9 protein-coding genes are annotated in these 11571 nt (G+C 69.1%); all 9 read right to left on the reverse strand.

Annotation, left to right across the window (positions count from 1 at the left end; translation table 11 throughout):
• Positions 1 to 6: 6 nt before the first annotated feature.
• Complete coding sequence (gene smc / locus VH571_RS08605; protein ID WP_423264168.1) at positions 7 to 3690, reverse strand: chromosome segregation protein SMC; 3684 nt, start codon at positions 3688 to 3690, stop codon at positions 7 to 9.
• A gap of 164 nt (positions 3691 to 3854) precedes the next feature.
• On the reverse strand, positions 3855 to 4817 hold the full coding sequence (gene mutM, locus VH571_RS08610) for a bifunctional DNA-formamidopyrimidine glycosylase/DNA-(apurinic or apyrimidinic site) lyase (RefSeq protein WP_423264170.1): 963 nt from the start codon (positions 4815 to 4817) through the stop codon (positions 3855 to 3857).
• Positions 4818 to 5543: a ribonuclease III gene (rnc, locus tag VH571_RS08615; RefSeq protein WP_055958858.1), complete on the reverse strand. Its 726-nt coding sequence runs from the start codon at positions 5541 to 5543 to the stop codon at positions 4818 to 4820.
• A gap of 30 nt (positions 5544 to 5573) precedes the next feature.
• Entirely contained in the window at positions 5574 to 5777 is a 204-nt protein-coding gene (gene rpmF / locus VH571_RS08620) for a 50S ribosomal protein L32 (protein ID WP_055958861.1), read from the reverse strand.
• Positions 5778 to 5851: 74 nt separating this feature from the next.
• The gene (locus VH571_RS08625) at positions 5852 to 6400 is read right to left on the reverse strand and encodes a YceD family protein (protein ID WP_423264172.1); all 549 of its coding nucleotides are present in this window, start codon (positions 6398 to 6400) and stop codon (positions 5852 to 5854) included.
• A 47-nt stretch (positions 6401 to 6447) separates the two neighbouring features.
• Positions 6448 to 8742 carry a transglutaminase TgpA family protein gene (locus tag VH571_RS08630; protein ID WP_423264174.1) on the reverse strand — a complete coding sequence of 765 codons (2295 nt, stop codon included), beginning with the start codon at positions 8740 to 8742 and terminating at the stop codon, positions 6448 to 6450.
• Positions 8735 to 10018: a DUF58 domain-containing protein gene (locus VH571_RS08635; RefSeq protein ID WP_423264175.1), complete on the reverse strand. Its 1284-nt coding sequence runs from the start codon at positions 10016 to 10018 to the stop codon at positions 8735 to 8737. Before VH571_RS08635 ends, VH571_RS08630 begins: the two co-directional genes overlap by 8 nt.
• Positions 10019 to 10020: 2 nt before the next feature.
• Entirely contained in the window at positions 10021 to 10980 is a 960-nt protein-coding gene (locus tag VH571_RS08640; protein WP_084816130.1) for an AAA family ATPase, read from the reverse strand.
• Positions 10981 to 11018: 38 nt separating this feature from the next.
• Positions 11019 to 11546, reverse strand: a complete 528-nt coding sequence (coaD, locus tag VH571_RS08645; protein WP_423264176.1) for a pantetheine-phosphate adenylyltransferase — start codon at positions 11544 to 11546, stop codon at positions 11019 to 11021.
• Positions 11547 to 11571 lie beyond the last annotated feature (25 nt).

The following is an 11571-nucleotide window of genomic DNA, read 5'->3' on the forward strand; positions in this document are numbered from 1 at the left end:
CCGAGGCTAGTCGGCGGTGGGCGCAGGATCCTGACCCCGTTCGGGGCCCGACCCGCTGACAGCGTCGGCCGAGCCGCCGGCATCGACGGCTGCTGCCGCGGCCAGCCGTTGCTTCTCGTCGGGCGATACGACGCGCTGCCCGACGACCGCCGAAACGCCGTCCTGTCGCATCGAGACGCCGTAAAGCGCGTCGGCGATCTCCATGGTGCGCTTCTGGTGCGTGATGACGATGAGCTGCGACGATTCGCGCAGGTCGCGGAAAATCGTCAGCAGCCGCCCGAGGTTGGCGTCGTCGAGCGCGGCTTCGACCTCGTCCATGATGTAGAACGGCGACGGCCGGGCCTTGAAGATCGCGATCAGCAGTGCGACGGCGGCCAGAGAGCGTTCGCCGCCCGACAGCAGCGACAGCCGCTCGATCTTCTTGCCGGCAGGTCTGACCGTGACCTCGATGCCCGTCTCGAGGAGGTTCTCGGGGTCGGTCAGATGAATCGAGCCGCTGCCACCCGGGAACAGGATCGGGAACACCCGGTTGAAGGCGTCGTGCGTGTCGTCGAAGGCGCTCTTGAAGATGACCTGCATCTTCTCGTCGATCTCGTCGATGATCGTGAGCAGGTCTTTGCGCGTCGACGTGAGGTCGGTGAGCTGGTCGGTCAGGAACTTGTGGCGCTGTTCGAGCGCAGCGAACTCCTCCAGCGCCAGCGGGTTGACGCGGCCCAGTTGAGCGAGGGTCCGCTCGGCCGCGGCGAGCCGCTTCTTCTGAGCGTCACGATCGAAAGGCACGGGTTCGTCGTCTCCGGTGGCGCCGGGCACTGGCACGTCGGGCCCGTATTCGTCGACGAGCACCGATTCGACGAGACCCAGCTCGGATCCTGCGCGTTCCAGGAGGCTCGAGAGGTGCAGCTTCTTCTCGTAGATCTCCATCTCGAGTCCGTGCACACCCTCGGTAACGGTGTGGAGGCGCTCCCGCAGCTCGCGTTCGTCGCGTCGGAGGGCCGCGAGCTCGGAGTTCTGCTCAGACCGAGCCGCCTCACGCGCCGCGAGGGTAGCGCGAGCCTCGGCGACGGAGCGATCGACCGCGTCGAGCACGGCGGGGAGCGCGTCGAGCACGCTCGTGGTGGCGGCCATCTGACGCTGGCGGACGACTGTCTGCCGGGCGTGCTCCTCGGCGGCGGCGCGTTGCTCGTCGAGCTGCCGCTGCAGGTCTTTCGCCCGGGCCACTTCGGCCCGCACCCGCTCGCGGATCGTCTCGAGCTGGATGCGCTTCTCGATCTCGACGCCGCGTGCGTTCTCGACCTCAGCGAGCATTCCGTCGCGCGCCGAGACATCGAGGATCGGCCTGGGCGTCGAGCTGTACTCGTCGAGCGCGGTCACGGCAGCTAGGACGGCCCGCTCGGCCTGGTGCACCGTCTCGGCCGATGCAGCCAGCGAGGCCGACAGACGCTCCGCCTCGGCCTCGGCGGCCTCGACCTGGGCCCGGAGGCGCCCCGCGCGCTGTCCGTGAGCGGCGACGCGCGACTCGTGCTCACGCGCGGCGGCCTGTGCCTCCTTGGCGGCGGTTCGCGCCTCGGCGAGTCGCACGCGCGCAGCCTCGAGCAGCGGCCCGACGCGTTCGATCTCGAGGCTGACGGCCGTCAGAGCCTCAGCCGCGGTGTCACGCTCGGAGACGAGTTCGAGACGAGACCGCCCCCCGGCCGAACCACCGCGGACGACGTAGTCGGTGAGCACTTCCCCCGACCTGGTGATGACCGTGAACGCCACGGCCTGGTCGGCCAACGCCGTCGAGGCCGAGCGAGCTGCATCGAGGTCGTCGGCGATCACGGTCGACGACAGGACGCCGAGGATCCCGTCCGGCGCCGTCACGACACTCGTCGCCGAGACGACCCCGGCGGGCAGGGACACCGCGGTGGCACCGACTCCGCGCCCCGGGGCGGCGACGACGATCTCGACTCGCCCCAACTCCTCGGCCGTCACGTGCTGAACGGCCCCTACGGCCGCATCGAGGTCGTCGGCGAGGACGGCGTCAGCCACCGATCCGAGCGCCGCGGCGATGGCGACCTCGAAGCCCGGCTGAATCTGCACGTGCTCGGCCACCAGCCCGCGAACGCCCGGCCGGTCGGCCTTGACGAGCGCGCTGGAGGCGTCTTTCTGGTCGAGGGCCAGCGACAGGGCGCTCGTGCGGGCAGCCAGGGCGTCGCGCTCGCGCTCGGCGCGGTGCAGGGTGTCGCGCAACCCGTCGACCTCCTGCTGAGCGGACTGGGCGCTCTCGTCGGCGGCTGCCGAGATCGCCGCGTGATCTGTGTCGGGTCGTGTGGTGTCGGATCCTGCGCTTTCGCCCCCTGCTATGTCGGCATCTGCTGGGTCGACTTCCGCGGTGTCGACATCGGCGAACTCCTCTTCGAGCGCGGCGAACTCGGCGCGGCTCTTCTCGCGCCGGGCCTCGGAGGCCTCCAGCGCATTCGCCTGGCGGAGCTGCTCGCCCTTGACCGCGGCGAGCTTCGACCGGGCGACCTCGACGGCGCTCGAGAGACGCGCCACTCCGAGATCGTGCTCAGAGACCAGGGCGCTCTGAGCGGCGATCTCGTCGTCGAGGGAGTCGAGCGAAGCCCGCGACGTGGCCAGCTCGCCGGCAGCCAGCGCCACTGCGACCTCGGCCTCGGCGACGCCCTCCTGCAGGCGTTCGGCCTCATCGCGGGCATCGGCCACCATCCCCGACGACACGGTGGTCGCCACGCCCGGCGTGTCGGCCTGCTGCGCCAGCAGGGTCAGCTTCTGGTTGGCCAGGCTGGCGAGGCTGCGGAGACGCTCCTGGACGGACTCGAGCCCGAAGGCGACCCGGCGGGCGTCGTCAACGGCGTCGCCGACCATGGCCTGCTCGAGCCGCTGCTCCCGGATCTTGTTCTGGTCGAGCTTCTCTTGCAGCACGATGCGCTCGCTCTTGCGCTCGTTCTCGCTGGCGGCCTGCGCCGTGAGAACCGTGCGGAGCCCGACCACCTCGTCGGCCAAGAGCCGCGCTCGAGCATCGCGGACGATGCTGGCGATGCCCTGCGCCTCCCGCGCGATCTCGGCTTGACGCCCCAGGGGCTTCAGCTGGCGGCGGATCTCGCCGGCGAGATCGGACAGCCTGGTGAGGTTCGTCTGCATCGCGTCGAGCTTGCGCAGGGTCTTCTCTTTGCGGCGGCGGTGCTTCAAGATGCCGGCCGCCTCTTCGATGAAGCCGCGGCGTTCTTCGGGGGTGGCGCGAAGGACCGCATCGAGCTGACCCTGCCCGACGATCACGTGCATCTCGCGGCCGAGCCCCGAGTCGCTCAGCAGCTCCTGGACGTCGAGGAGGCGGCAGTTGTCGCCATTGATCGCGTACTCGCTGCCGCCGTTGCGAAAAAGCGTGCGGCTGATCGTCACCTCGGTGTAGTCGATCGGCAGGGCGCCGTCGGAGTTGTCGATCGTGAGCACGACCTGTGCACGGCCCAGGGGGCCACGAGTCGACGTGCCGGCGAAGATGACGTCTTCCATCTTGCCGCCGCGGAGCGTCTTGACGCCCTGCTCCCCCATCACCCAGGCGAGCGCGTCGACGACGTTGCTCTTGCCGGAGCCGTTCGGGCCGACGACGCAGGTGACGCCGGGCTCGAAGGCGAAGGTCGTGGTCTGGGCGAACGACTTGAAGCCCTTGAGCGTGAGGCTCTTGAGGTACACGCCGCCGCCCTCCGGGTCGTTCGCTGGGGCGCGGCCCTGCGCCGCGCGATGCCCCTAGGTTAGCGAGATGCGTGCTAGCAGACGTCTTACGGTCATCGAGACGCGCCGCGGCAGGCACGTTTGTCCGCAAGACGTCTGGTGGCGAGGCGGCGGGACGGCAGAGCTCAGCGCAACCGCTGACACTGCGGGCAGAAGTGGCTCCCGCGATTCATGAACGACACCCGCTTGATCGGGGTTCCACACCGCGGGCACGGCTTGCCCTGCTGCCCGTAGGCGTTGAGGCTGTGGGCGAAGTAGCCGGACTGCCCGTTCACGTTGACGTATTGGGCGTCGAAGCTGGTGCCGCCCTCTGCCAGGGCCTTATAGAGCACGGCGCGAATCTCGACGAGGAGCAGCTTTACGCGACTCCGGGTGAGCGACGCGCACGGCTGATCGAAGTGGATCTTGGCCGCCCACAGCGACTCGTCGGCGTAGATATTGCCGATGCCCGACACGAGCCCCTGGTCGAGCAGGGCACGCTTGACGCCGGAGCCGCGCGACGCCATCCGCGCGAAGAAGGCGTGCTCATCGAACGCCGGGTCGAGCGGATCGCGGGCGATGTGCGCCACCTGGTGCGGTATCGATGAAAGCCAGGGCGCAGGATCCTGGGGCTCGTCGCCCTGCTCGGCGTCGTGGCCCAGCAGCCCCGAACCCGAATAGCCCGCCGGCTCGCCGTCAGGAGTGGGTTCGAGGGTGTCGAGGGCCATCGAGCCGAAGATGCGCTGGTCGACGAAGGCCAGGCGGATGTCGCCGCGCGTCGGATGGGCGAGGTCGAGGCGGATACGAAGGAGGCGGTCGTCGTCGGCGTGACGTTCGCGCAGGAGCACCTGGCCGCTCATGCCGAGATGAGCGACGAGCGCGTGCGACGTGTCGCCATCGGCCGCGGCAAACGGGAACCAGAGGAACTTGCCCCGACGGACCGCGGAGAGAATCGTCGCCTCGCGCAAGCGGTCGACGAAGTCGTCGACGGGGCCGTCGTGACGACGGAGGCTGCGCGGCTCGAGCACCTCGACACGCTCGATCACGGCGCCGGTGACGGCGGGGTGGAGACCGGCGCGAACGACCTCGACCTCGGGGAGCTCGGGCACCTAGATCTGGTCGGGCGCGGACGGGGGCGTGCTGAGGGTCGTCCAGGCTTCGAGGGCCGCAGCCATCTCGGCCATCTTCTTGCTGCTGCCGACGCCGGAGGCGATCTCGTCGGTGCCGAGGCGGACGACCGCGTGAAAGCGCTTGTCGTGATCGGGGCCCGAATCGGTGATCACGTAGTTGGGATTGCTCCGCCCCTGCGCCGAAGCGAGCTCTTGCAGGCTCGTCTTCGGGTCCATCGCGGCACCGAAGCGCTCGGGGTCGGCCAGGAGGGGCGCGATGAGTCGCATCACCAGACCGGTCGCGGCGACCGGACCGGCATCGAGATAGGTCGCGCCGATGATCGCCTCGACGGTGTCGGCGAGGATCGACTGCTTGGCCCGCCCGCCGGTCAGCTCTTCGCCGCGCCCGAGTCGGAGGTACTGCCCCAGACCGATGTGCTTGGCGACCTCCGCCAGCGCGACGGTGGAGACGAGGCTGGCACGCCGCTTCGCGAGGTCGCCCTCGTCGAGATCGGGGTTCTCGCGGAACAGCATGACCGTCACGGCCTGGCCGAGAATCGAATCGCCGAGGAACTCGAGGCGCTCGTTGTTGCCGATGCCACCGTTCTCGTACGCGAACGAGCGGTGGGTCAATGCGAGCTCGAGCAGGTCGGGCGTGATCGCGACGTCGAGGAGCTTAACGAGATCAGCCCGGTCAGAAACGGGTTCTGACACGGGCTGGCTCATGTAGCGATCTTACTGCGAAAGCAGCGAGATTCAGATATCGGCGACCTTGCGGCCCTTGTACTCCATGTACAGGGCGGTGCCGGCGGAGTCTTCGACGACCTTGGCGCGGTGCGGAAGGCTGTAGACGGTCTTGCCGCCTTCGATGGTCTTGACGAGAGTGGCGGGCGTGGCCTTCCACTGCGAACGGCGTGCGTGCGTGTTAGCGCGCGACTGCTTCCTCTTGGGAACGGCCATGACTGTCTCTTCTCTATTTCGTAAGGATTGGGAGCCGGAGGAAATCTACGGCCGTGTCTGCCAGGTGGCAGACGTCAATCGGTTGGCTTGGAGTCGGTGGAGCGTGAAGGTGCCTCGTTTTGCGAGTCTGCCGGCCTCGTCGTATCACCGACGAGCTCGGACAGAGCCGACCAGCGGGGGTCGATCACTTCACGGGGCTGGTAGCCGTCCAGATCTTCGATGCGCTCGCCCGTTTCGGGGTCGAGACCAGGGCAGTCTGGCCGGCAAACCGGTTGGAAGGGCAGTGATAAAACCACTGCATCTCTGACCACGGGTTCAAGATCCACGTGATCGTCTTGAACCGTGTAGTCAAAAGCTTCGTCGTCAGAGTACGCGAAAAGCTCGGCGAAATCGACTTCGACACTCTCGGAGATGGGTTTCAGGCAACGGCTGCATTCGCCGACGGCCTCACCGGAGACGTGAGCCGACACCAGAATGCCCTCGTGCAGACCTTCGACACGGGCATTGACCGTGAGCTGTGCGCCCTCGGGAATTGCGATGACACCCTCACCGAGCTTCGACGGGACAACGACATCGAGTTCGTTCTCGCGCATCTCGCCTGGGCGGCGCATCAGGTCGTACACAGAGACGCTGTACGGAGTCGGGGTGAAATGAGGCACGAGAGACGAGTCTACGCGCCTTCCGCCGTGCGCGGGTGAGCCTGCACGAAGAGACTCCGGGGAACGACCGAAGCACGGGCCCTCTCGAAGCCCGACGAGCCCGAGCGCAGCGCGGACAGGATCTCGCGCGCGGACCGCGAGGCCTCTTCGCCGGCCGGAACGCCGCCGAAGCGCTCCCGCGAGAGGGCCGCGGTCAGTGTGTCGAGCGCGCCCGCGGCGGAGCTCTGGGCGCCCACCCTCGCGAGCAGAACTGTCGCGGTCTGCTGCGGTGTCGCCGCCTGGTCGACGCTGATGCCCAGGTCTCGGGCCGTGTCGATCACCTCGCGCCAGGCCGAGAGAGCCGCGTCGGGCGGCCCCTGACCGAGTCGGCGTCGGCGGCGGCCCATCCGCAGCCACCAGGGCAGCGCCAGGACGACGACGAGGGCAGCCACTCCCCCGACGGCAAGCGGCGTTCCACCGATGCCGCCGGCACCGCTGCTCGCGGATGCTCCCGCGGTCGACGAAGGATCCGACGCGGTCGACGTCGGTTTCGCGGCCGACGGGGCCGAGGCGGTCGGCGTCGCGGATGCCGACGGGCTCGCCGGATCGGTGGCCCCGGCGCTGGGTGTCGCCTCGGCGCCTGTCTCTTGCAGATAGCTCGACGTCGTTCCCATGCCGACCGTGGGCTCGAACGGCACCCAGCCGAGGCCCTGGAAGTACAGCTCGGGCCAGGTGTGGAGGTCGTTGCTCGACACCGTCCACTCCTCCCCTGAGCCGACCCTCGTGCCGGGCAGGAACCCCACGGCGATGCGCGAGGGAATGTCGAGAGTGCGAGCCATGACGGCCATCGCCGAGGCGAAGTGGACGCAGTAGCCGCTCTTGCGCTGGAGGAACGTCTCGACCATGTCGAGACCGCTTCCGTCGTATCCCTCGCGGACGGGCGTGTCTTCTGAGTAGCTGAACTCGCCGTTGCGGAAGTAGTTCTGGAGCGCGACGGCGGCGTCGAACGGATTAGCCGAGTCGGCCGTCACTCTCGATGCCAGCCGTGTGATGGAGGCGGGAACGCCATCGACGTCGAGATAGGCGGAGAGGTCGTCCGAGGGCTGTGCAAGCGCACTGACGATCTGCTCACGGGTGGGATCGACCGGACGCGAGGTGACCCGGTAATCGAGCCCCTGGGATCCTTCGCTGGTGCTTCGGACCGTGACGCCGGAGTCGTCGACGTACTTCCAGGCGTCGCTGATGCCGGTGATCTTCGTCGCCGGCACGGGCAGGGGCAGGTAGGGGCTTCGGAGGAGATTCACCGAGACGTCGGTCGTGACGGTGTCTCGGCGCGTCGAGGTGGAGATGCCGGGGGCCGCGGGCAGATCGTCGACCGAGTTGCGGCGGTCGAGCTGGGTGGAGGCCGGACTCCAGCGGGTGCCCGAGAAGTCGACGAGATCGACGAGTTTCAAGTAGTCGCCCTCAGGAGCCGAGCTGCGATAGCTGAGGACCGTGATCGGATCGCCGCGACGCAGGTCGTCACCGAGGTTGATGACCGGGTTGACCCCGGTCGAGATGCCGGTGCCCGACCCGACGCCGGTGATCGGTGCGATGAGCGACGTCGGCAGCAGGCTCGTCACCACGCCCGCCACGACGACGGCGGCGAGCCCCGAGACGACGCCCGCGCGGGACGGTCGACGGCCGCTCGACACGATGAGCAGCGCCAGGTAGCCGACGACGGTGGCCACCACCCACGCCCAGCTCGGCGCGACATCGGGAATGAGCGAGGGAACCACGATGACCACGGCGAAGAGCACGCCGGTGAGCGCCGGCATCTTGCACACCCGTGCGACGACGTCGAGCACCACCGCGGCAGCCGCCACGGCGACGACTACGACGCCGAGCATCGCGTCGCTGACAGCGATGGGCGCCTGATCGGAGACGATCGAGTCATGCGCCTGAGCGGCGAGGACGCGGACGCGCCCGAGAGTCTCGGCCGTCGGGATGACACCGAGGATCGCCGTTCCGCCCGAGACGACCAGCGTCGTGGCGAGGCCCCCGACGACGAGGCCGGCGAGCGACGCGACCGCGGACGGCCAGTGAGCTGCCCGGGCCGCGGCCGCCGCCGCGAGAACCGCGGCCGACACCAACGCGGGAACGAACCACCACACGGCGCCCTGGAAGAGCGGGTGGAGACTGGCGAGCGCGAAGACGAGCGTCAGCCAGAGGACGGCCGAGAGGAGCCAGCGGGCGTTACCCGGCGCGAAACGGTCGGTGGAGTCGACTTTCGACGTGCCGCTGGTCGGAGCCTCTCGACTCTGAAGCGGCGATCGCAGATCAACCACGGAGCACCCCCGGCGTCTGGAGAATGGGTTCGCGGTCGGCATTCGACGCGGTCTCGATCACGCGCCAGCCACTCTCGGCCAGGGCCTTCGCGACATCTCGCGGCGAATCGCGCTCTCGGTCGTCGGGGGTCAGCAGGTCGGCATCGAGGTGCACCACGATTGCCACCCCCGCGACACCCGGCCCCCGCGCGTGGCCCAGTCGGTCGAGCTCGGCGGCGGTGAGGCTCGAGACGACGGCCACGACGGGCTCGCGCGGAGCCGCCTCGGGGCTCGGTTCGTCGATCTCGTCGTCCAACACCACGTCGGAGAGGAGTTCGAGGAACATCGGCGTGGTCGAGGGGTCGTGCAGGGCGATGGTCGCGCCGTCGAGCGACACCACGCGCGTCTGCGATCCGGCGAGACCGAATTCGACGGCGATCGAGGCCGTCAGCGAAACCGCCCACTCGAAGCCATCGCTGACCGGAACGCGCGAGCCGAGCGCGGGATGCCAGTCGCGCCAGTGCGACCGACCGACCGGAAGAATGACGCGGACGCTCGGGAGCCCGTGCTGCTCCTCCTGCCGCACCATGAGCTCACCCTGCCGCGCAGTCGCGCGCCAGTGCACACGCCGCATCGGATCGCCGCGCCGGTACTCCCGGGTGATCGGGTCGTCCTGGCCCCCGGCGAGACTGTGGTCGCGACGCTGTCGAGCGCCCTCGCCGAGCGAACGGGATTCGCGCCCGCCGCCCACACCCACGACCTCCGGAAACACCAGCAGCTCGTCTCGCCCCGGCACGGCGAGACGGCGACGGGCCAGGCCGAACGTCTCGATGACGTCGACCAGCGTCGGACCGACGCGGTGCCTCCCGCGGGGCAGATCGACGTGCTCGAAGACCACGCGGGCAAGACCGCCCGGCTCGATGACCATGGCGACGGCTTCGAAGGGCGCCATGATGCGCCAGGGCACGGTTTCTCGCACGCGGACCGCTACGGATCCTGAAGCCGAAGGCGCAGTGAGCGTGAGCGTCTCGACGACCGACCAGCCCGCGACGGCACGATCGGGGGTGAAGTGCCGGGTGACCACCACGCGTGGCGCCGATACGGCGACCGAGACGACGGACGCGACGACGAGCGCAAGGAGCACGACGCCCGCGAAGACCAGCGGCATGGCGGCCAGCACATAGCCGACGACCGCCACGACGAGACCCGCGACGATCGCGAGCGTGCCGCGACGGGTCGGGAGGGGCCAGGATCCCGCAACCGCGACCAGGCGCGCGGGGACGGTCGGGCGGCGCACGGTCAGGAGGCGGGTTCGTCGAGGGGCACGGGCGTCGCCCGCACGATCGACTCGACGATGTCGTAGGCCGCCGAGACGGCGCCCGCACCCGACCGGCCGGCCAGGATCAGACGATGCCCGAGCACGGGACCGCTGAGCGCGTCGACGTCGTCGGGAATCACGAAACCGCGCCCGTTCAGAGCCGCCCACGACTTGGCCGCCCGCATGAGCTGCAGCGTGGCGCGGGGGCTGGCGCCGAGACGCAGGTCGGGGTGGACACGCGTCGCCTGCACGATGTCGACGGCGTAGCGCTCCACGACGCGGGCGACGTACACCGCGCGGACGGCCGCGATCATGCGACGGAGCTGCTCGAGCGACACCAGGGGCGTCAGGGCGTCGAGCGGGCTGCCGGTCTCGCGCTGGCGCAGCATCCGCAGCTCGCTCTCGGCATCCGGATAACCCAGCGAGATCCGTGCCATGAACCGGTCGCGCTGCGCTTCGGGCAGTGAGTAGGTGCCTTCCATCTCGACCGGGTTCTGCGTGGCTACGACGAGGAACGGGGTCGGCAGCGGGTGCGAGATGCCGTCGACCGTCACCTGGCGCTCTTCGAGGCTTTCCAGCAGGGCCGACTGGGTCTTAGGCGAAGCGCGATTGATCTCGTCGCCGATCACGATGTTCGCGAACACCGGGCCCGGCTTGAACTCGAAGTCGTTCGACTGGCGGTCGAAGATCGAGACGCCGGTGATGTCGCTCGGAAGCAGGTCAGGGGTGAATTGAATGCGGCTCACCGACGCGTCGACGGCTTTCGCCAACGCCCTCGCCAACTGCGTCTTACCGACGCCCGGCACGTCTTCGATGAGCAGGTGCCCTTCGGCGAGCAAGACCGTGAGCGCCGTCGAGATCGCGCCCGCCTTGCCGTCGATCACCGTGCCGATCGCATCCAGGATCGTGCGGGCGTGGTGCTGGACCTCGCCGAGCTCCATCAGAGTCGAGTCGGCGGCGGTCGTCTGGGTCGTGGTCGTCATCGTGCTCCAGTATTCGCAGCCGAGTCGCTTCTCGACTGGAGGTAGGCGGTCACGTCGGCGGGAACGTAGGGCGAGACGTCGCCCCCGAGCCCAGCAACCTGGCGGACGAGCGAGCTCGAAACGAGCGCGTGCGCCGGATCGGGCAACATGAACACGGTCTCGACACCCGCCAGGCTGCGGTTCATGATCGCCATCGGGGTCTCGTAGGCCACGTCGACCTGCGACCGGATGCCCTTGACGAGCACCTTCGCGCCGACACGGGTGCAGTAGTCGACGAGGAGGCCCTCGCTCCAGCTCGTGACGACGACGTTCTCGAGTGGCGACGGCAGATCGACACCCGCCTCGGCGACGGCGTCCGCGATGAAGTCGACCCGCTGCTCGACGGGGATGAACGCGGTCTTCTCCGGGTTGTGCACGACGAGAACGTGCACCTCGTCGAAGAGGCCGGCGGCGCGGACGATGACGTCGAGGTGCCCGAGGGTGACCGGGTCGAACGACCCGGGGACGACGGCGATCGTGCTCATTCGCTCACCCTAGCCAAATTGCCCG

The sequence above is a fragment of the Frondihabitans sp. 4ASC-45 genome (assembly GCF_049472575.1).
Taxonomy (GTDB): Bacteria; Actinomycetota; Actinomycetes; order Actinomycetales; family Microbacteriaceae; genus Frondihabitans.